Raw genomic sequence first — 21539 nt, 5'->3', positions numbered from 1 at the left:
GCGTGAGAATAACCCTAAAAACCAGAGGGATGGATTTCATACAGTTAGATTTCTATATTCGGAAGAGATATGGAAACTAACTGGAAAACCTATAGCTAGTTTGCGCCAAAACAGCCGTTTCGCCCAAAGCTGCCCATTTTAACTGTAGTTTATCCAGTTAGTTTGATCATTTTCGCCCATTCGCTTGAATCTACCTGTACAAAATACAGTTAGACGCACCATTCCGTTTGCACGCACCAGCAGGCGGTGAAAATAGACGGATTTTCCAGGTAGACGTGCCGCTCCGCACGCAACGATGCCTGCAGACGGTAAAATAGACGGATTTTCAAGGTAGTTTCCTTTTTTCACCCTAAGGAGCAAAGCTAGCTGTATGAAATCCACTTAGTTGCCCATGCCGCTCACCCTTCATGAGGTAATCAATATAACGCGAATTAAGTATGCACGAATATACCCGTCGGGCAGACTTTTATTGAGCAGATACAGGAAAAATACGGTCGAAAGCTATATGGACAATTTGCCGGAAAGGATGTTGAACTTAAAGGTGGAAAGGCTGGAACGCAAGCTGCAAGCCATAGATGGCAAAGGATACAAAGCTTATAAAGAAATACAGGGCTCTTATGATGGAAAAGGCTTCACGCTGCATATAGACTATGTCCAGGGAGATCCGTTCGCGTCCCCGTCCCGAATTCGCGTGGTGGTGAATCCGCTAAGCAAGCCGTTCAAGGCCGAATGGCTGGAGGCGGCTTGGAGAAGAACGGCGCTGGAGGATTTCCTTGCCCGAGAGGTGGGACAGGCGATTCGGACTAAGCAGCCTGCTGCCAAACGGGACGGCGGGACGGGATCCAGCGGGTTGATCTGGATCGACGCTCCGGGCCAGGAGGTGCTGATGAGGACGGCGGTCGTCGCCAGATTAGAGCAGGTGGAGGTGCGCTTGTCGGTCGGCCTGCCGGCGGCCGGCCGGCGTATTCTGGGCAAACAAGCGGCCGGCCTGCTGTGCCGCGTAGTGCCCGATATCGTTCTGCAGGCCATGAGCGGCTTCTCATGGGAGGTACTGCAGGAGCATCTTCGCACGGCGGACCGCCAACAGGCGATTCGCGAATATTTGAAGCGCGAACGATGCGTGGCTTTTGTCGCCAATGGGGCGATCCTGCCCAGGGAAAGCGGCGTCAGCAATCGCCCGTTGAGCCGCGGGAACGTTGTTCCGTTCCAGGCTCCTCCGTCCATGGAACGAAGCATTCCGCTGCCGGATGGAACGACAATTACCGGTATGGCTGTTCCGGAGGGAGTGACACTGATCGTCGGCGGGGGCTACCATGGCAAAAGCACGCTGCTGCAGGCGATAGAACGCGGAGTCTACAACCACCTTCCGGGGGACGGAAGGGAGTACGTCATTACAGACGAGAGCGCCTGCAAGATTCGGGCGGAGGACGGTCGCCGGGTGGAGAAGGTGGACATTACTCCGTTTATCTCCAACCTCCCGTTCGGCAAAGATACGAACCGGTTTACGACCGAAGATGCCAGCGGAAGTACTTCTCAGGCGGCAAACATTATGGAGGCGCTCGAAATGAAGACCCGCTGTTTGTTGATCGACGAGGATACGAGCGCCACGAATTTCCTCGTGCGGGATGCCAGAATGCAGCGGCTGGTGGGCAAGGAGAAGGAGCCGATCACCCCGTTCATCGACCGGGTCCGGGAACTGTATGACCGGCATGGAGTATCCACCATTATCGTCCTGGGGGGCTCCGGAGATTATTTCGACGCGGCCGACCGGGTAATTATGATGGATGAGTATTCTCCAAGGGATGTGACGGAGGAGGCCCTCGCCATTGCGCGCGAGCTCGATAGCCGCCGGCAGATGGAACGGGGCGAGGGGTTCACGGCGCCGACAGAGCGTTATCCGCTTCCTGACAGCTTCGATGCTGCTGCCGGCAAGAAGGAAAAGATTTCGGCGAAAGGTTTATCCGCGATTCTGATCGGCCGATCGCAGGTCGACCTGTCGAACGTGGAGCAGCTTGCGGATCCGAGCCAAACCCGGGCGATAGCGGATATGCTCCGGATCCTGTTCCGTCGCAGCTTTAGCAAAGGCGAAGGTTTGAGGGAAGCGATAGACCGGCTATATGAGCAGGTGGCCGGAGAAGGGCTGGATGTGATTTCGCCATTTCGTGGACAGCATCCCGGGGATTTGGCGCTGCCGCGAAAGCACGAGCTCGCCGCCGCCGTTAACCGGATGAGAACGCTGAGGGTGAAATAACTTTGTAACAGCATCAGTGACGATGGAAAACCAGACAGCGATTAATGTCGCGTCGCGGTTTTCTTTTTTTTGTAGAAGGGAGTGGCGGGCAGTATTGCGAATTAGTTAGTACCCGTTATTTCAACGTTCTAAAGAGATAACATACCAGGGCTGCGCTTGGAAAACAGATGGAGAATCGCAGTCTGAAATAAATTTTTCTATTTGGGCCAACTTTTTTCGTTAAATATGTCCAAAATCCGGGCCCTAGAGCATCTATCCTATTATGCGGTGAAGGAGGGGAGGAGAACGAAGAAGCCAATCGAAATGGATGAGAGGGAGACCGTGCTTGTGAATAGAGCCCGGCAAGGGGATTCGGAGGCATTTGGCGAGCTGGTCCGGCTGCATCGGGAAAGAGCCGTCGGAATTGCCAGGAGGATTGTCCGTGACCGGATGAAGGCGGAGGATGTCGTACAGAATGCTTTGATTCAGGCGTTCAAGCATATAGACCGGCTTGCGGATGTGGAGAGATTTGCCCCATGGCTGTCCCGGATCGTCCGCAACGAAGCGTTAATGGATGTGCGTCGGACAGCGCGAGTATCCCGCGAAACGGTGTTCAGCAGCCTGCCGGTTAAAGAGGATGCGGGAGCTAATGGCGAGCTGAGGCCCGATCTGGACAGCTTATTATACCGGCTTGCGAGGAATACGGAGGGGCCGACCGTGGGGGCAGCCGATCCGGAGCGTGTGTGGCTTCAGAGGGAGTTTTTTGCCGCGGTTCATCGAATGCTGCACGGATTATCGGCTGGAGAACGGGAGGTGTTCGAAGCCCATGTGTTCCGGCAGCTGTCGCCCCGGGAGATTGCAGACGCCTTGGGAATGAGCGAAGGGAGCGTATATAAAGCGATCTCCCGTTCACGGCATAAGGTCAAACAAGCGCGAGTGCGCGAATATTTGCGCGACAGGATGGAAGCCGCTTCTCACGGAATGCTGCGTAAGGCCAACAATCTTCTGCCCATGCGATGGACTGCCGAAGAATGGAGAAGCGCGGAAACCTCGTTTGCGGTTTGTGCCTTTCTATATATGCGGAATATCGGCTGCGGGGATGTGACGGTATCCGATGTCATGGGGCTTACCGGTCAGGCGTTCCGCATCAGTCTGGATGCGGCCAGGATAGGGGTGTCGGGACCGGCCATGTATTTCTGGGAGCCGGTCTTCGCCGAAGGGCTGGCCAACCTGGGGCTGCGGGCCCGGCATGTTGGAGACGGCGGTACGGCTCCCTCCGCGTACATGCTGGGAGAGGCCGTCGCGCTGGCGAGGGAAGAGATTGCGGCCGGACGTGCCGTTATCGCCTGGGACCTGTTCGCCCCGAAATTCGGGCTGCTCTACGGCTATGACGATGCCCGGCAGCAATTCACCGGAGATGACGGCAGCGGACCGGGCAAGATTGCGTACGACCGGCTAGGGCGCGGCGAGGACGGAGGGGTGTTCGTGCTGGCTATGGAGCCTGACCGGCATATTTCTCCGGTTTCGCCGGAGGCAGCCTTGAAGAGAGCTATTGCGATGGTGGAAGCCCATGCATACGGCGAACGGTCCTTCCCGGGTTATGCAAACGGATTAGCCGCCTATGAAGCCTGGATGGCGGCTTTTCGCAACGGTACGGTAGATGCGTTGGGCAACAGCTATACGCTATTAATTGCAGCCGATGCCAGGCGGCATGCCGTTCAATTTTTAAGAAAATGGACCGCGGGCTGGCAAGGGGAGAAGGAACGTCTCGCGTTCGAAGCGGAGGGTTATTACTACGAGGCGGCCGCATGCTTCGCCCGGTTGGCTTCCCGGTTTCCTTTTCCATCCGGGGGAGATCCGCTGGACCAGGAAGAAGCGAAGGAAGCCGTCAGGCTGCTGCAGCAAATCAAAGCTTGTGAAGAGGCCGGATTAACCGCCTTAAGGCGGTTGTCCCGCTGTCTTTCGAATGAAGAGGAGGAGAAGGGACGATGATGAAAGAGCAGATGGCCCATAGCACAGCAACCGAAGAGCAGGTATGGATAACCGTTTATCAGGAGGGGCGGCCTGTGGACCGGCTTGTCGCCCACCCGGACAGTAAGCCAATACGCATAGCGGAAGGGATGCAGCTTACGGACTCGTTCGGCATCCATCCCGCCTTGACGGAGCGTCATTATCGGACGCCGCTATCCATTGAAGCGACCGTGATGACGGACAGCACCAATATTGTGCTTGTCTATGGGAAAGGGCAGGTCATTCTGAATTGGGACCGGCGGGAGGATCTTCTCCATATTCGGCACCCGGTAACGGGCCAAGCCTTTAACATGCCCGGGCTGGGCAGCGTGCCGGCCGGCCGCTGGCATCAGGTGGAATGGGTGATTGCGGAGGATGTCATGCGCTTTCTCGTGAATGGGGAAGAGCGGTTTGCGCTTCCGGGAAACTATCGCGGGCTCCAAGGTCCGATCGGCATTCGTACCGGCTGGCGGGCGAATCTGCGGGTGGGGATGCTGGCCGTGAAGGAGCATCGGCCTGCCGACTTCGTATCCGCCGCAGACAATGGAGCAGCGAAGAGCCGAACCTTCGCGCTTCCCGGATATCGGCCCGCGCCGCATGAGCATTCCCTGTGGGCATGCTTGCTCGGAGCCATGCATTATTATAACCGCTATATCGACGAGAGCGACTGGATGGGGGTGAGCGGGCTGGCCTTTTCCCCTCCCCGCAGCGTATTTGACAAGGATGACGAGAATCTCCGCCTCCTGCAGGCACAGGCCCGTCTGCTTGGGATTGACATCCAACCGGCGGAGACGGATCATGCAGCGGATTTGCTGGCGGAAGGGGTGCCGTTGTTCGCCGGCTTTAAGGGGAAACGGCCATATATGGCCGTAACCGGATGCGAGGGGCGATCCCTGATATTCGAATGCCCGGAAAGAGGCGGTTTGGCGTTCTATCCGGATGAACAGCTTCAGGAAGGAGAGGCGCCGCGAATCTATTCGGTGCGTCAGGTTGAGGGGACGGACCGTCGTCATCAAATGGAAGCAGCCTTCCGATTGGCTGCCAAGGCGGGGGAGGACAATGCTCATGCGTACAGGAAATGGCTTGAGGCCATTTCGGATACGGCGGACGACCCTTCCCGGCATGCCGGAATCGCTTCGGAGTGGCGGAAGGCCCGCGAGCAGGCTGTACTGTATTTGCACCGGAGCATGGAGCAAGCCGGTCCTTCCCTGACCGAACTGATTAAAGAAGGGAGCCGGTTATATCAAACGATTGCCGCCGCTCTCGGCGAGGCGGAGCGATGGTTTCTGGATGGCGCGTCTCAGCGACCGTCAGACTCGGATTGGCAGACGAAGGCTGCGGACTCGATCCGCCGCGCGGCTTCGCTGGAAAGCTCCGTGTCGGAGATCATGCGGCGGCTGTCGGAGGAGCTGGGCCATCAAACAATGCTGGAAGGTCTGCGTTACCACGGCATGAGCTGCATGTCTCCCTTTAATACCTACCGGGGAATAGTTAACTATTACGGGATTGCTTGCTCCGATGCCTGGCTGCAGGGAATCACCGGAAGGCCCTTGTTATTTGCCATGCATGAACGGATTAACGTCCATGATTTCTGCATCCCGCTGCCGGAGCGTCGTTTGGTTGAATTGTTCGGCAACATCGGCTTGGACATCGGCGGGGTGGAAGGCTGCGCCCGTGGCGAAGCCTACCGCTCACTGCTGCGGGAGGCATGGGACGCCGCAAGGAAGGCGATAGATGAAGGCTGGGCCTGCTTCGGGCGGGCTGTCGATTTCCCCGGAGGCGAATACTCGATTATCCGCGGGTATGACCGGGACGGATATTATACAAGCTCATGGCATGGGCCGTCGGAGCGGACCATCCCTTGGACGATGTACGGTCTCGGGCAATGCCCTTGTGAGCCCTGTACGGCTCGCCGGGTGAACTTCCAGGACGAGGGCCCGGTTCGAACGGTATGCCGTTGTGACGAATGTCAGCGAAATCAGCAGAGGGGCGCTATTCTGTCTCCACAGGAGGAGGGGGAGGTTCGGCTATATTGGACCAAGCCGAAGCCGGCTCCCGGCGACCGCACGGCGGTGCGGGAAGCCTTGCAGCTCGCCGTGGAGTTCGCCGATCCTGCGGGCAAATGGGCGCAGCCGGGCATGGTCACCGGGCCGGATGCGTTTGACGTTCTTATACGGGCATTGGAGAAAGGGCAGTATGACGGCTGGTATTTGGGGCTGCATGCCAATGCCTGGAGGGAGCTGCGTCACTCCGGCTGGAGGTTCCTCATCGAGGTGAAGGAACGGCTGAACGATCCGGCTCTGGATGCCGCTTTCGATGCGGCCATCGGTTATGCGGCGAAGCTGAACGAAGCATTCGGGCAGTTGAACGAAATGTTTCCGTGGATGCAGCCGTTCGGACCGATTCCGGATGTCGAGCGGCGTTACGCGGCTGCTGATTTAATGAGAGGGGCCAAACAGGCGGAGATCGGAGCAGTTCAGGCCTACCGCCGGCTGGTGGAGCTTCTGTAAGCCTGCGTGTTCAAGCCCCGGTAAGCTGTATATGTACGGCTTATCGGGGCTTTGTAAAGTTCCGGAGCACTCCGCTAAAGGGCTGTTAAAACCCACCATCAAAGCAAAGTCATAAGGAGTGACTGGCCATGAAAATAGGAACGTTTAGACACCATAAAGCGGGGCCGTGGAGAAATTGCTGCGATAATGCATGAATTTTGAGCCGTTTCGTGGTACTCAAGGAGAAAAGCTGCGATAATGCATGAATTTTCGAATAAATTCGCCCGAAGGCTCCTAGAACGAGAATAAAGATGTATTTTAGCAGGCTTTGCTGTGGGCACGGAGCCAAACGGTCAAAAGCATGCAGATTTGCAGGCTTTTTCTAACTACGTTTGAAAGGTTAGCAATAAAGCATTAACATGGGGCCAAATTTCAGTCGGCATAAAAAGGTACCTCTAATACCGGGTTATTCATCTCAAGTACCGGGGCTCCCCGCAAAGTACCCGGAATGCCATACGTCACTTTGTGGGGTATTTACGGGGCTCCCCGCAAAGTACCCGGAATACGCTTCGAAGGCCATACGTTACTTTGTGGAGCCTTGTACTCGGGCGACTATACAGCAAGAGCTTCAAGAAACCGAACCACTTCTAACGAATGCTCTCCTCCCGCTTTGGCATGCCCGATTAACGGAATGGTATGAGGTCCCTTGGAATGAAGGGCTTCCGGGTTATCCTGAAGGATGGCTTTGACGATGTCCAGCTTGCCCAGCATGGCGGCGGCGAACAGATCGATTCGGGCCCCTTGTTCCAGCAGATAGAGCGCGATGTCGCGCCTGCCCATGTGGGCTGCTGCGCCTAATGCCGTCTCCCAATCTCCATTGCCCCAATCCCATGCGGCATTAAGCAGCCCGGGGTGCTGCTCCAGCATCTCCTTAACCTTATCGAAATCGGCATGAGCCTGGTACACAAAATCTTTGACTAAATCAGGGGCAAGTTCCGGCATAGGGCTATCCTCTCCTTGGCGATTGATTAAGGTCATTTATTAAAGCATTAATTAAAGCAAGCAATATTTAAAAGCATTAATCGAAATCGATGATAGTCGCGTTAGAAAAGATTCAAGTGATGAGAGCGAGCAAAGGTTCAAGGCTAGGTGGTAACGGTGCCCCAGACCGCGCGCGTCCACGCGATTCGCATCCCGGCTCTCTCCATATTGTTCTGGCTGGTGCCGGCGAAGCTCGCCTGTGCCGCTACGAGTCTGCAATCCGCCTTATACGCATCATGCATCCGTCTTAACAGAAGCGCGGTATGCAGCCCCTTCCTCCGGAATTGAGGAGCGGTTGCGGCCAGAGTGCAGGAAGCGATGTCATCGCTTATATGCATGACAGCTACGGCAGCCGGCTGCTCCTGCCACGATGCCAGGTAGATTCTCCAGCCCGGCCTTCCCAGCAGGCCGATATTGTTATTGAAGAAATGATGCTTGTGTACCGGGGCCATCCCCGATCCGACACAATGAACTTCCGCATAGTGCTGGAAATCCTCTTCATCCTTCACTTCACGGATGGAGATTTCTGCGGGCAGCGCGGGCAGTTCGGCTTTCGGCAGCCCATACAGGACGGAGTGGAAGCCCTCCTGCTGCAAGCCATGCCGGGCCAGTTCCTTGAACAGCTCCGGGCTGCAGTCGACAGGGTTGATATCCATCTGGAAGGCTCTCTGCCGTTCCCGGTAGAATTGAACGATTTCCTCCAGCCGTTTCAGGTCCTCGTGGGAGAACCCTTTTACGGAATTGAACAGGCTCCAGGGCATTTCTCTAACATAGAAGGCCGTCGATTTCCCGAAACGCCGAATTTCGACGCCGTTCGGATTTCCTTCCCGTTCGCCAATAGAGCTGATTCTCGAAGTAAAAAATTCGACTTCCGACTGCTGAATCCGCCGGGCCCATTCCTCGTTAATGACGGGCAGCTTCAAATCGGATCCCTCCCATCTGCAGGGTTAACAGCCGCCTGAATAAGGCGGGCGGCTTCGAGATTGCCTTTCATCCGTGCGTATTCTTCCGGCGTTAGCTTATCGCGGTTTACAATGCGGGGATTGGCGCCTTCCTTAAGCAGCAGCCCGATGATTTCGGTCCGGTTGAAATGGGCCGCGACATGCAAAGGAGTAAAGCCGCGACGAGCCTCCCCCTCACACTGCGAATCGATGTCGGTACCGTGCCGGAGCAGCAGTTTGACGAGATTAAGATGGTTGGCGGCAATGGCGGCATGCAGCGGAGTATTGTCAAGCTTGCCGTCCTTCCCTTTAAGATTGGGATCGGCCCCGTTGTCAAGCAAATAAGCCGCCGCCTCCTCGTTGCCGAAATGCGCCGCAAGACCGAGCGGGGTGTACCCGTCGAAGCTGTGGCTGTTGACCAATTCCGGGGACGCGCTTACCAGCTCCCGGATTCTCGATGTATTGCCGACTGCGGCCGCCTCATACAAGCTCAGCTCGGCCCCTCTTTGCAGGAGCAGCTCCCGGATCTCGTTAGCCCGGTAGTAAGCGGACATCAGGATGGCGGTTTGGCCCTCTTCGGTCTTGGCGTCCTTCAGCTTCTCATCGATATCCAGAAGCTGCTTGACTTTGTCCAGGTTATGGCTCTTCACCGCGTCGAGCATTTCGTTCTTCAAATCGCGGACTTGGGCTTCCAAGGCTTTGGCCTTGAGCAGCAGCTCTTCGGAGGACTGCACCCCGATGCTGACAAATTGGGAGGCTGCTTCGGAACGGCTTTGCGCAAGCCCGGAATTCACCAACAAATCCACGGCCTGGAGAGTAGTTTCATCCAGTCTTACGGAGATAACGATGCTTCTTTTTGACTTTCTGCTCATAAATAAACACCCGAATGTAATTTTGTAATAAGTATTACAGTTTTAATATATCATTGGAATGAAAAAAATGTCAAAGCCGATGCGTAGGGTAGAGTTTGGGTAGATAGCCAGGATGGGCGCAATAGGGTAGAATCCGGGTAGACAGCCAGATGGGGCAATAGGGTGAGAATCCGGAGAGCACCCAGGACAGGCGCAATGGGCAGCATTTTTACGAGATTATGGGGTGAATCGGGGACTCCGGGTTTTAGCTCCCGGGGAAGAAGACAGAATAATAAAGTCCAGTTAAGCACTCCAGACGTCAGGGGGCTGTGGCGGCAGATCGCTTAGCCTTCGCCATAATTTGCTGACGGGATACGAACAATATCGATGAAACCATTACTGGGGATGAAAGGATGAATAACGATGATCAAACAGATAGCTACTGTTGCGGTTTATGTGGAGGATCAGGAGAAATCGCTGCAATTTTGGACCGAGAAGGTCGGCTTTGAAGTGGTGGCCAATCATCCGATGGGCCCCCAAGCTCACTGGATGGAAGTCGCGCCCCCGGGCGCTCAATCTCGCCTCGTCCTATATCCGAAGAAATTGATGCCGAATTCCGAGGAGTTGAAAGCCTCTATTGTATTCGAATGCGAAGACATTCAGGGCACCTACGACCGTCTGGCCGGCAATGGGGTAGAATTTATGGAGCCCCCCAACCAAATGGCCTGGGGAACTTATGCCCGGTTTAAAGATATAGACGGTAATGAATTTTTGCTGAAAGGGTAATCAGCGATTTAGCACGCCGAGTGCAGGCTCGTCCGATGAAACCGCCGGAAATCGCGATAGAGAAGAGCTTCTTCCGAATTGCGATTTCTATTCAGGTAATCCTGGATGCCAGGCTGTCGCGTTTCCATCGGACGGGCCGTCTTTTTGTGCGAAATTTAAAGCATTACCGGGAGTATTCCGGCTCTTCTCCGTCATAAGACCGATTATCGTCCGCAAATAAACCGGCCTCCGCATCCGACTCCTCATTCGCATCGTCCTGCTTCTCCTCTTCAGACCATTCATATTTATTCATCGTTGGTTTCACTTCCTGGAAAAAAGGAGTCCATTCCTCGAATTCGGCTTGCTCCTCTTTTTTGGCCGGAAACAGCAAGACACCAATAGCCGTAAGGGTACAGGTGACCACAATAACGACGGTAAACAATAGAACCGATCCCCAGGGCTGCAGCCAATCCGTCATCCCGCCCACCTCCTTTCCTTGACCGACTATGTTCGCTTCTCCTTATATTTTTACCCGATGGGGCTTTGGAATAAACGCCCAGGTGACCTAAGCGGCTGTTCCCGCATCCTGAAGAGCTCTTACAAATTAAAGGTGTACAACAGCGGATGTAAAATGTTAACCTATATACGATGAAAAATGGTTTACAATTAATATAAAAGTCCATTTTCACATGATTATTCGAGAAGAAAACAGGGTTACGGGAGGAAAATACATATGACAAAGCTGCAGCAAATCAACTGGAACGAATATGCGGATAAAGCGCTAAGCGGGGAAAGACTCACCATGGAGGAGAGCTTGTCCGTGATTCAGGCGGATGACAGCGAATTACTGGCTATTCTGCAGGCGGCTTACCGGGTGAGGAGGCATTATTACGGCAATAAAGTAAAGCTGAACCTGATAATGAATGCCAAGAGCGGGCTGTGTCCGGAGGATTGCGGCTACTGCTCGCAGTCGATCGTTTCCAATGCACCGATTGAAAAATATACTTTGCTGGAGAAAGATACCTTGGTGGATGGAGCGCGCAAAGCGATGGAGCTTAAGGCAGGAACCTATTGTATTGTGGCGAGCGGCCGGGGTCCCAGCAACCGGGAGGTGGACCAGGTAGTGGCGGCTGTTCGGGAAATCAAGGCGACGATGCCGATGAAAATTTGCGCTTGCCTCGGCATATTGAATGAGGAGCAGGCTCGGAGGCTGAAAGAAGCGGGAGTGGACCGGTATAACCACAACTTGAATACGAGCTCCAGCCATTTCGGCCGGATTACGACGACCCATACCTATGACGATCGGGTTCAGACGGTAGAGAAGGCCAAGACCGCCGGAATGTCGCCTTGCTCCGGGTGTATCATCGGCATGGGCGAGAGCGATCGGGAAATTGTGGAAATCGCCTGGTCCTTGAGAGAACTTGGAGCCGATTCCATTCCCGTGAATTTCCTTCATCCGATCGAAGGTACCCCGCTGGCCGGCCGGAACGACCTGAACCCCCGCCGATGCTTGAAGGTACTGGCTCTGTTTCGCTTCATCTGCCCGTCTAAGGAAATCCGGGTGTCCGGGGGACGCGAGCTGCAGCTTCGCTCGCTTCAGCCGCTCAGCCTGTATGCGGCCAATTCCGTGTTTGTCGGAGATTACCTGACGACCGAAGGCCAGGAGTCACTCGCCGATCACCGGATGATCGAAGACCTCGGATTCGAGATCGAGGAGTGCGCACTCGGTTAAATCCTTGCCGGTTATTGGCACATCAGCCGGGTTTGGACTATAATGGGGGGAGAATCGGACAAGGGTGTCCGCTCTTCAAATAAAGAATAACGGATGGGGTGCTGCTTTCATGAATTTATTTGATCTTACGGGAAAAACAGCTATCGTCACTGGCGGGGCCGTAGGCCTGGGCGGAGGAATGGCACTGGGTCTGGCCAAGGCGGGAGCGGACGTTGCCATTGTTACAAGCCGCGACAAGACTCGCGAAGTCCATAACCAGATTGAAGCCATGGGACGCAAAGCTCATACCATTGTGGCTGATCTTAGCGATGAAAGCAAGCTTCCGCAAGTGATCAACGAAACTTTGGAAGTTTTCGGGAAGATTGATATTTTGGTCAACAACTCCGGAATCATTCGTCGTACTCCAGCAGCCGATCACTCTGCGAAGGATTGGCATGACGTCATTAACCTCAACCTGAACTCGGTCTTCTTCCTGTGCCAGTTGGCCGGACGCGAAATGATCAAGCAAGGGTCGGGAAAAATAATTAATATCGCTTCGATGCTCAGTTATCAGGGCGGAATTAACGTGCCCGGGTATACGGCTGCGAAGCACGGTGTGGCAGGAATAACGAAAGCTCTGGCTAACGAGTGGGCGGGTAAGGGAATCAATGTGAACGCAATCGCTCCCGGATACATGTCCACGGATAATACCGCTGCTCTCCGCGCCGATGAGAACCGCAACAAAGCGATTCTGGAGCGGATTCCGGCCGGTCGCTGGGGAACGACGGAAGATTTGCAAGGACCCGTTATCTTCCTGGCTTCTGCAGCATCGGATTATATGAGCGGCCATGTGCTTGATGTCGATGGCGGATGGATGAGCAGATAAGATGACGGACCGTATGCAAATGTTTCAGCCTGAGGTTGTCACGTTCGGAGAGACAATGGCGGTTCTGATGCCTAATGGCTCCAAAGGAATCGAATATACCTCCCATCTGGAGAAGTCGTTCGGGGGAGCTGAAAGCAACGTAGCCATCGGGATTTCGCGTCTTGGCCACCGGGCCGGCTGGTTTGGCCGGCTGGGAGAGGATCCGCTCGGGCGGATGATTCTCAAGCGTATCCGCGGGGAAGGCGTCGATGTCTCCAGGGCGGAATTGACGTCGGAGGCTCCGACAGGTCTCATTCTGCGGGAGAATGTAGCCGGCAAATCATCGGTCTACTATTACCGCAGGCACTCGGCAGCCAGCCGAATGGAGCCCGTGCATCTGGACGAATCCTATATTCGTCAGGCCTCTATTCTCCATGTGACCGGCATTACTCCGGCATTAAGCGAGAGCTGCCGGGATACCGTAGCCGAAGCGATTGCCATCGCCCGCCGCAACGGAGTGAAGGTATGCTTCGACCCGAATTTGCGTCTGAAGCTGTGGAGTGTCGACAAGGCACGGGAAACCTTGTTCACGTTTGCAGAGCAGGCGGATTATTTCCTGCCCGGCCTGGACGAGCTTAAGCTGCTGTATCAGACGGATAATTTCGATGAGATTGTGGAACAGCTAAGTCGGCTGCAAGCCGTTTCCATCGTCAAGGGCGGGGACGCCGAGACCTTTATTGTAGAGCAGGGGAAGGTCCGCTCCATTCCGTACTTCAAGGTAGAGCAGGTGGTCGATACGGTCGGTGCCGGTGACGGCTTCTGCGCAGGATTCATTGCCGGCTTGCTCAAGAACTACTCGCTTGACGAAGCCGTTCGTCTGGGTAACCTGGTCGGAGCCATGGTCATTCAGATGGAGGGGGACTGGGAAGGCATCCCGACCTGGGAGCAGGTGCAGGCGACCTTGAATCGGGTAGCCCATGTTGAAAGATAACCGAATGTCAGGAAACAACTAAACCTTAACAGACGGAAGTGTGATCTCGATGAAGAAAATGATCGTAACAAGCAAGCTGATGGAAGAAGGAGTAGTCGCGGTACTGCGGGGCGATACTCCGGAGCAAGTAGTGGAGATGGCCGAGCAGGCGATTGCCGGTGGAATCAAGGCCATCGAGGTGACGATGACCGTTCCCTTTGCGCTGCGCGCCATTGAAGAATTGGGCAAGCGCTACTCCGCAACTGCGGAAGATCCCGCGAAGTTCGCGATCATAGGGGTGGGAACGGTGCTCGATCCGGAGACGGCGAGAGCGGCTATTCTGTCCGGCGCCGAATTTGTCGTCGGGCCTTCGCTCAATCCGGCAACGGTTACGCTCTGCCACCGCTACCGGATTCCGGTCATGCCGGGTGTGATGACGATTCAGGAAATCCAGAGCGCTCTGGAGCTCGGGGTGGACATCGTCAAGCTGTTCCCGGGCAACCTGTTCTCGCCGGCAATGATCAAAGCGGTCAAAGGCCCGCTCCCGCAAGCCAACATTATGCCTACAGGCGGAGTATCGCTGGATAATCTGGGCGATTGGATCCGCGCGGGCGCAGTAGCGGTAGGCATCGGCTCCGACCTGACGGCGGAAGCGGTCAAGACCGGCGATTTCAGCTTGGTAGCCAAGCGCGCCGCCCAATATAAGGAAGCCTATCTCGCCGCCAAGGCGAAGTGAGTCATCCTATTGAATAATTTAGAACGTCTGTGTTTCAAGGGATGTTCTTTCGCTGCATCAATTTGATGGTAAAGAATAAAGAGTCTTTTCCCAATTTAGGGAAAGGCTCTTTTTTCCGTTATAGATCCTTTCGAAGCTGCCGTTATTGGCGCAATGAGGCATCCCGCCATAGCCCCGCAGTACAGGGGGACAACCGGGGTTAGTCCCGGTCCGGTGTCTTATGCAATGCAGGGTGCGGGGCCTCTTTATATAGGAACGGGAAGTCAGTGAAGAACAAGGAAGAAAAGGGGATAGAAGCAGGAATTTGTCTGTTTTCGGCGAAATATGGAAAATTGTTGAACATTCAACCAAATCATGCTAGTATCACTAGTATACTAGTATGATTTGGTTGAATGTAGTTTATCAAAGAACTGGAGCAGATTAGTTTGGTGACTCAGAGAGGCTCGAATCGTGATTATGTCTATAACACCGTCAAGGATAGCATATTGAACATGAGGCTTAAGCCCGGAATGCTCATCTCCGAGAAGGAGATTTCGGAGAGGCTTCAGGTAAGCCGGACTCCAACCCGGGAAGCATTTATCAAGCTGGCGGAGGAAGAGCTGATTGTTATCTATCCTCAGAAGGGCTCGTTTGTATCGTTGATCGATATGGCGCAAGTAGAGGAGGCTCGCTTTGTCCGTGAGAATATGGAAGTGGCCGTTTTGAAAATCGCCTGCAGAAGCTTTAGTGAGAAGGATTTGCTCGATTTGGAAGCGCTTATATCCCAGCAAGTCATCTACGCTGGACATGACAGCTATGAGAAGATGCATGAGCTGGACGAGGAATTCCATCGCGCTATTTTCTACAAATGCGGCAAGGCCCGGACGTGGAATGTCATTCAGCAGATGCTTGGCCATTACAAGCGATTCCGCAATCTGCTGCTGGAGGTTTATTTTGACTGGGAAACGATTATTCTGCAGCATACCCGCATTGTCGAATACATCCGCCGGCGCGATTTCGATATGGCGGAGCGGGAGCTGAGAATCCATGTAAAATCCCGCTTTGAGAAGGACGAGCTGTTAAAGAAGTATCCTAATTATTTCAAGGAGTCCGCCGAGCGAAGCATGCAGTTGTAATGAGAAAAACCGCTGTCGGAGGATTTCCCGGTTAAGCGACCCGCAGAGAAAGAGCTGCGCTAAATATGGAAGGGCTCGCTTTCTAGTCGGCATGAAAAAGCTTACGCACTTATTACATATCCATTCATAAGGAAGGAAGACTGCCATGACAAAAATCGGAATGGTCGGATTAGGGAGGATGGGTAGCGGGATCTGCCGGAATTTGATCAAGCAGAGGTATTCCGTCACGGCATACGATATCAACCGGGAACTGCTGAAGCCGTTTGCCTCCTATGCGAATATTGCTGAGAACGGTAGGGGGCTTCTGGACGGTAGCGATGTAATTTTCCTGTCCCTGCCGGGATCGGTGCAGGTCGAGGAAACCGTTCGGGAGTGGATAGCCCACGGGGTGAAGGGCAAAATCATCATCGATTTAAGCACCAGCTATCCCTTGTCCTCGAAGCAATTGCACGAAGAGGTCCGGGCAGCCGGAGGCCGGTTTGCCGATGCTTCTCTGATGGGGACCCCGGCCCATGCCGAGCAGGGGACGCTAATGGTCACATTCGGAGGTGACAAGGAGACGTTCGAGGATACCCGCGGGATAATGAGCTGCTTTGCTTCCCGGGGGGTTCAATACATGGGCGGGCCGGGCTCAGGCAACATTGCCAAGCTGGCCAACAATTATTTGGCGATTATGTATGTCGCGCTTTATTCGGAAATTTTTCCGCTGGCGGAGAAGCTGGGCTTCGATACCCTGCAGTTGTTCGAGACGATCGGTCACAGCGGCGTCAATTGCGCCATGTATCAGAGCAACGGGCCGAAGATCGTGGATCAGACTTACGAGCCGTCCTTCTCTCTTGATCTCGCGCTTAAAGACATAACATACGTGAAGAAGCTGTTCGAAGAATACTCGATGCCCTCCTTCGTACTGGATGGCGGGCTGAATTTGCTTCGGCTGGGACAATTGAAGGGCTATGGCGATCACGATCTTTCCGAGATGGCCAGAGTAGTCAGGGAATATCCGGGAATGGAGGAGAAGAACTAACGATGATAACCGATAATTGGAATAGAGATGCACTGCTGGATTTTTATACGGATCACTTAAAAAATGTTCTGCTGCCGTTCTGGCTGAAGTCTGTCGATTGGGAGGACGGCGGTTATTTTAATTGCTATGACAATACCGGGGCCGTGCTGGTCAGCGAAGACAAGTACACTTGGTCACAGGGAAGGTTCGTCTGGATGTACGCCAAGCTGGCGACGAGCGATTCGGGCATTTTCAGCGACGCGGAGCGCAGGCATTTTCTGAAGCTGGCCGGTCATGGCGCTTTGTTCCTGAGGAAGCACTGTCTGTTGGAAAACGGCCACTGCACCTTCGTCATGGATAAGAAAGGCCGCCCGAAAGTCAATCAACCGGGTGATCCTTATGATTCAAGCATCTTTGCCGACTGCTTCGTCATTGCCGGATTGGCCCATTATGCGTCGGCGGCCGAGGACCGGGAGGCGCTGTCTTTCGCGAGATCCCTGCATGATTCGGTGACCGACCGGATAGCCCGCCGGGATTACCACATGGCCCCTTATCCTACTCCCGAAGGATACAAGTCTCACAACATTCCGATGATTCTGCTGAATGTTACCCAGGAGCTGTGGGAAGCCGCCGCCTCATTGAAGGACGAGGATACGGACAGGCTGGCCGGTATGATGAGGAATTGCATGGAGGAGATCTGCCTCTTCATGGATGAATCCGGGGTACTGAACGAAATGATCTGCACCGATAACGGCCGCGACGATACGCTGCTGGGGAGATACTGCAATCCCGGCCACGTGATCGAGGATATGTGGTTCCTGATTCATGCCGCGCAGAAGCTGGGACTGGAAGGCTATGTGGAGAAGGCGGTACGTACGACCAAGAAAATGTTCGAGCTCGGCTGGGACGAACCGTATGGAGGGCTGCTCCTGTTCATGGACCGCCTGGGCGGACCTCCTGTTGGGGAGGCACCGGCCGGTCTGGAGTCGGAGCCGATGATCAAGCAGATCCGGGAAAATTGGGACAACAAGCTGTGGTGGGTGCATTCCGAGGCGCTCTATACTACGCTGCTGTGCTACCATCTGACCGGGAACCCGGAATTTCTGGATGACTATCGGAAGGTGCATGACTATACCTTCTCCACGTTCCCCAATCCCGACAGGGAAGTCGGGGAGTGGATACAGATTCGCAAGCGGAACGGCGAGCCGATAGAGAAGGTAGTCGCGCTGCCGGTCAAGGACCCTTATCACATTATTCGCAACGTGATTTATATTATTGAGCTTCTTCGCAAGATGAAATGATGTTCCGTTCCGCCGATAATAATAAAGCAAAGAACCTGCTCCGTGGGAATGTCCGGGGCAGGTTTTCGTATGATCAGGCTCAACCGCGATACAATTATTTATCCGGATTATTCGTCTGTCGGTGCAATAAGAACTTCAATATTCTGTCCCTTCAAGGCCTTCAGCTCGCTGTCCGGCATGGCGTAATCGGTAATGAGAATATCGATCTCATCCAGGGAAGCGAAAGAAGCGATCGAATTTTTATTGATCTTGCTATGATCGAGCAGGGCCACCACCTTCTTGGCCGCATGAACCATCGCTTTCTTCAATTCGACCTCGTAGACGCTGAAATCGGTCAAGCCCGCTTCGAAGGAAAAGCCGTTGGCGGAAGTGAACATCAAGTCGATATTAATCTGCTTCAGGATCTGGATTCCCAGGCTGCCCTCCAAGGAATAGGAGCCTCTCTTGACAATGCCGCCCAGCAAAATGACCGTCATATCCGGATGCTCATGCAGCTCTAGAGCAGTATTAATCCCGCTCGTAACGACGGTGAGCCGAATCGACTTCTCCTTCAGAATCCGGGCCAATTCGAGCGCGGTTGAACTGGCGTCCAGCATGATGCACTGCCCGTCGGCAATCAGCTCCAGCGCTTTCTTGGCGATAGCCGATTTCTCGCTCTTATTTTTCTTCTCACGGGTAAAAAAGCTCGTTTCCGGATCCGTGTTTTGGATGGAAATGGCTCCACCATGGGTTCTCTGAAGCAGACCGTCCTCTTCCATTTTGGTAAGGTCCATTCTAAGCGTAGCCTCAGACACGTTAATTTCCCGGGACAGCTCTTTGACTGTCACCCTTTGGTGTTTGTTTAACTTCTCCAGTATAATTTGTCTTCTTTCGGGAGCGAACATTTTTTGCATTGTATTATTCACCTGCGCACTGAGTATATTTCGGCCGCATCTCCGGGTAAGAGTCTGCAGCACCTGTTTACTGATAGAACTATCGACGGAGTGAGCATATATGTCGGCGGTCCCACCCGGATAACTGAAAACGCGGTTATCGCTGCCTATCCTATTGGCAACTTAGTAGATTTTATTTTACCACACAGCAATTTTAAGAACTTTACAACGTTAATACGATATAAAGGAAGACAAGGACGGCGAAAGCCATTTCTTCTTGTTTCATAATACATCATACATCATTTGTTGTGTAAAATACGACAAAATAAAAATTAAAGCGTTATAACACAAAAGAAAACAATAAACAGACTAGAAGGCAGTCGTGGTGGCTTGGAGGAGCAAATCTCGGTTTCTTGCAGCCCGAATGGATCGCGATAAGTGATAGAGAGGAGTTAATATATTATTCTACCCAATTCAGGAAAATTATAAATCAAATGAGTAGGGAATGTCGAATTTTTCTTCAAATGGAGTAGGTTGCCGGAGATAAATAGCGGGAATTCCGCAAGGAATAACTATAAAACAATTAATAACGATAACAAAACGTAATTATTATTGACAAATTTCGAAATAAATGAAAAAATAAATATATAAATGATAATAAATAAAAATAAACGATAATAATCACATCTCGCGAGGTGAATAGGAAATGAGAATCGGTATAGGGTCCGATCACAATGCTTTTGACATGAAGGAAAGCTTGAAGGAGCATATCCGGGGGCTGGGGCATGAAGTAACGGATTACGGCTGCAACGACTCCTGTACGGAAGTAGATTATCCGGAGGTCGCTTTCCGGGTTGCGGGCGATATCGCGGAAGGGAAACTAGATAGAGGAATTCTCGTCTGTGGGACGGGGATAGGAGTAGCTATTGCGGCGGGCAAGGTTCCGGGTATCCGTGCGGCTTTGTGCCACGACACTTATTCGGCTGAAAGAGCGCAGAAGAGCAACAATGCCCAGGTTCTCACCATGGGGGCGCAAATTATCGGGATAGAATTAGCCAAGCAGATTGTTAAAGTCTATCTGGAATCCGAGTTTCCCGGGGGCCGATCCGCCAGAAAAGTGCAGCAAATTATCGATAAGGAGCGGCAATTTTTGCAAGCCCGGTAAGAGCACGATAAGCATGAAGGAGATTACCTGTGGGGGGTGAACAGGATGGAAGCCAATAGGAGGATAAGCGATGCGGGCAGTGTTCAGGCATTGGCCATGAGCTTTCTTACCGTCTCTCAGCAAGCGGCCATCGCTTCCTATCGTTGGATCGGCAAGGTGAATAAGAATGAAGCGGACGGGGCCGGGACGGAAGCGATGCGCCGTCAGATGAACCTCATTCCGATGAAGGGAGTCATCGTGATCGGGGAAGGGGAGATGGATGAAGCCCCCATGCTTTACATTGGCGAGGAATTGGGAACGGGGAAGGGGCCTCATCTGGACATCGCTGTGGATCCGGTGGAAGGAACCAGTTTGATGGCCAAGGGCCAGGACAATGCTATGGCCGTTATAGCCGCATCTGAGAGAGGAAGCTTGCTGCATGCTCCCGATATGTACATGAAGAAAATAGCGGTTGGCCCTAAAGCCAAAGGGTGCATAGATATCCAGGCTTCCTTAACGGAAAATATGAAAGCGGTGGCCAAAGCTCTGGGTAAAGAGGTGCAGGAGCTGACCGTCATGATTCAGGATCGCCCCCGTCATGAAGGTTTAATTCGGGAAGTCCTCGATTTGGAGGCTCGGGTGAAGCTGTTTTCCGATGGTGATATTACTGGTGCCATAGCTACTGCATTGGAAGAGCTGGATGTTGATTTGCTAGCGGGTACGGGGGGCGCACCCGAAGGAGTCATTGCAGCAGCCGCTTTAAAATGCCTGGGGGGAGATCTGCAGGCCCAATTGGTCCCTAACAGCCGGGCAGAGTACGAGCGCTGCGTCCGGATGGGATTGTCCGAGCCCGACAAAGGGTTGACGATCGACGATCTCGTTAGATCGGAAGACTGTTTCTTTGTGACGACCGGAATCACGGATAGCCCTTTGTTGAAGGGGGTCCGCAAGCTCAAAGACGGAAGCATGCTGACCCACTCTTTCGTGGCGATCGGCGGCTCAACCCCCGGTTTTCAATTTATCGAGGCCCGCCATTAAGTTTATTCCGCAGACAAGTAAGTTTCTTTCCTTATTAATGATTCCATGATCAGCGGACCCACGTCTTGCGGCTCCATGGAAGCACGCAAGCAAGTAATTCTTCTGTGAGGACAGACTTCACCCATTGGTGGAGCCTGTTTTTTGCTGCATTTTGTTATTGGTATCGATAATGATAACATAGTCGTCCGGTTAATGGACAACTTGGCGTTCTGTCCAAGCTGCGCTTTGAATATATCAGTAGGGATGGCGTATCTTGCGGTCTCCTAACGGTTCATCCTTGTAAGCGAATAGTACTACTCTCAGCAGCAGCCACCAACCCCAAAAAGTCATTCAACTCCTCAAGCTTTGTAAGAGAGACACACACCACAGACTGTAGGACTTCTGCCCGGAATCCGGTTATCCGCATGGAAGGACATTAATATCAAAAATGATAATATAAAGGGGGAGACATTATTTT

At 53.4% G+C, this 21539-nt stretch carries 18 protein-coding genes; 13 read left to right on the top strand and 5 right to left on the bottom strand.

Annotated elements, in window-relative coordinates:
* Window positions 1-469: 469 nt before the first annotated feature.
* From ACFQ03_RS24145 to ACFQ03_RS24135, 3 genes are all read left to right on the top strand, one after another.
* Window positions 470-2251, top strand: coding sequence for an ABC-ATPase domain-containing protein (locus ACFQ03_RS24145; protein ID WP_379291508.1), 1782 nt, complete (start codon window positions 470-472; stop codon window positions 2249-2251).
* Between the two features lie 327 nt (window positions 2252-2578).
* Complete coding sequence (locus ACFQ03_RS24140; RefSeq protein ID WP_379291506.1) at window positions 2579-4222, top strand: RNA polymerase sigma factor; 1644 nt, start codon at window positions 2579-2581, stop codon at window positions 4220-4222.
* Window positions 4219-6750, top strand: coding sequence for a hypothetical protein (locus ACFQ03_RS24135; protein ID WP_379291504.1), 2532 nt, complete (start codon window positions 4219-4221; stop codon window positions 6748-6750). The genes ACFQ03_RS24140 and ACFQ03_RS24135 overlap by 4 nt, the downstream gene beginning before the upstream one ends.
* Window positions 6751-7341: 591 nt before the next feature.
* On the opposite strand, the gene ACFQ03_RS24130 is transcribed toward ACFQ03_RS24135, so the two are convergent.
* The 3 genes from ACFQ03_RS24130 to ACFQ03_RS24120 all read right to left on the bottom strand — a co-directional run bounded on the left by ACFQ03_RS24130 (window position 7342) and on the right by ACFQ03_RS24120 (window position 9583).
* The gene (locus tag ACFQ03_RS24130) at window positions 7342-7731 is read right to left on the bottom strand and encodes an ankyrin repeat domain-containing protein (protein WP_144939723.1); all 390 of its coding nucleotides are present in this window, start codon (window positions 7729-7731) and stop codon (window positions 7342-7344) included.
* Window positions 7732-7874: 143 nt separating this feature from the next.
* Complete coding sequence (locus ACFQ03_RS24125) at window positions 7875-8693, bottom strand: GNAT family N-acetyltransferase (RefSeq protein WP_144939725.1); 819 nt, start codon at window positions 8691-8693, stop codon at window positions 7875-7877.
* The gene (locus tag ACFQ03_RS24120) at window positions 8690-9583 is read right to left on the bottom strand and encodes an ankyrin repeat domain-containing protein (protein WP_379291502.1); all 894 of its coding nucleotides are present in this window, start codon (window positions 9581-9583) and stop codon (window positions 8690-8692) included. Before ACFQ03_RS24120 ends, ACFQ03_RS24125 begins: the two co-directional genes overlap by 4 nt.
* Window positions 9584-9985: 402 nt before the next feature.
* Between ACFQ03_RS24120 and ACFQ03_RS24115 the strand changes: the two genes are divergently transcribed.
* A complete protein-coding gene (locus ACFQ03_RS24115) occupies window positions 9986-10348 on the top strand; it encodes a VOC family protein (protein WP_379291500.1) in 363 nt (120 codons plus the stop codon).
* Between the two features lie 163 nt (window positions 10349-10511).
* Here ACFQ03_RS24115 and ACFQ03_RS24110 read toward each other — a convergent pair whose 3' ends face one another.
* Window positions 10512-10805, bottom strand: coding sequence for a hypothetical protein (locus tag ACFQ03_RS24110; RefSeq protein ID WP_379291498.1), 294 nt, complete (start codon window positions 10803-10805; stop codon window positions 10512-10514).
* 255 nt (window positions 10806-11060) lie between these two features.
* Between ACFQ03_RS24110 and bioB the strand changes: the two genes are divergently transcribed.
* From bioB to ACFQ03_RS24075, 7 genes are all read left to right on the top strand, one after another.
* Window positions 11061-12059, top strand: coding sequence for a biotin synthase BioB (gene bioB / locus ACFQ03_RS24105; RefSeq protein WP_379291496.1), 999 nt, complete (start codon window positions 11061-11063; stop codon window positions 12057-12059).
* 109 nt (window positions 12060-12168) lie between these two features.
* A complete protein-coding gene (gene kduD / locus ACFQ03_RS24100) occupies window positions 12169-12924 on the top strand; it encodes a 2-dehydro-3-deoxy-D-gluconate 5-dehydrogenase KduD (protein WP_144939735.1) in 756 nt (251 codons plus the stop codon).
* A gap of 1 nt (window position 12925) precedes the next feature.
* On the top strand, window positions 12926-13894 hold the full coding sequence (locus ACFQ03_RS24095) for a sugar kinase (protein ID WP_379291493.1): 969 nt from the start codon (window positions 12926-12928) through the stop codon (window positions 13892-13894).
* 49 nt (window positions 13895-13943) lie between these two features.
* Window positions 13944-14609 (top strand): bifunctional 2-keto-4-hydroxyglutarate aldolase/2-keto-3-deoxy-6-phosphogluconate aldolase, encoded by a 666-nt coding sequence (locus ACFQ03_RS24090; RefSeq protein WP_144939737.1) that lies wholly within the window; start codon window positions 13944-13946, stop codon window positions 14607-14609.
* A 428-nt stretch (window positions 14610-15037) separates the two neighbouring features.
* A complete protein-coding gene (locus ACFQ03_RS24085) occupies window positions 15038-15724 on the top strand; it encodes a GntR family transcriptional regulator (RefSeq protein ID WP_379291513.1) in 687 nt (228 codons plus the stop codon).
* 145 nt (window positions 15725-15869) lie between these two features.
* Window positions 15870-16748, top strand: coding sequence for an NAD(P)-dependent oxidoreductase (locus ACFQ03_RS24080; RefSeq protein ID WP_379291491.1), 879 nt, complete (start codon window positions 15870-15872; stop codon window positions 16746-16748).
* A gap of 2 nt (window positions 16749-16750) precedes the next feature.
* Window positions 16751-18028 carry an AGE family epimerase/isomerase gene (locus tag ACFQ03_RS24075; RefSeq protein ID WP_379291489.1) on the top strand — a complete coding sequence of 426 codons (1278 nt, stop codon included), beginning with the start codon at window positions 16751-16753 and terminating at the stop codon, window positions 18026-18028.
* 107 nt (window positions 18029-18135) lie between these two features.
* On the opposite strand, the gene ACFQ03_RS24070 is transcribed toward ACFQ03_RS24075, so the two are convergent.
* On the bottom strand, window positions 18136-18921 hold the full coding sequence (locus ACFQ03_RS24070; protein ID WP_260982165.1) for a DeoR/GlpR family DNA-binding transcription regulator: 786 nt from the start codon (window positions 18919-18921) through the stop codon (window positions 18136-18138).
* A 685-nt stretch (window positions 18922-19606) separates the two neighbouring features.
* Between ACFQ03_RS24070 and rpiB the strand changes: the two genes are divergently transcribed.
* Window positions 19607-20065 carry a ribose 5-phosphate isomerase B gene (gene rpiB / locus ACFQ03_RS24065; RefSeq protein WP_144939751.1) on the top strand — a complete coding sequence of 153 codons (459 nt, stop codon included), beginning with the start codon at window positions 19607-19609 and terminating at the stop codon, window positions 20063-20065.
* Window positions 20066-20110: 45 nt separating this feature from the next.
* Window positions 20111-21082 carry a class II fructose-bisphosphatase gene (gene glpX, locus ACFQ03_RS24060; RefSeq protein ID WP_379291486.1) on the top strand — a complete coding sequence of 324 codons (972 nt, stop codon included), beginning with the start codon at window positions 20111-20113 and terminating at the stop codon, window positions 21080-21082.
* Window positions 21083-21539 lie beyond the last annotated feature (457 nt).

It is taken from the genome of Paenibacillus residui, assembly GCF_042677205.1.
Classification (GTDB): domain Bacteria; phylum Bacillota; class Bacilli; order Paenibacillales; family NBRC-103111; genus Paenibacillus_L; species Paenibacillus_L residui.
Note: the sequence above shows the minus strand (reverse complement) of the source record. Positions and strands in the feature narration are given on the sequence as shown.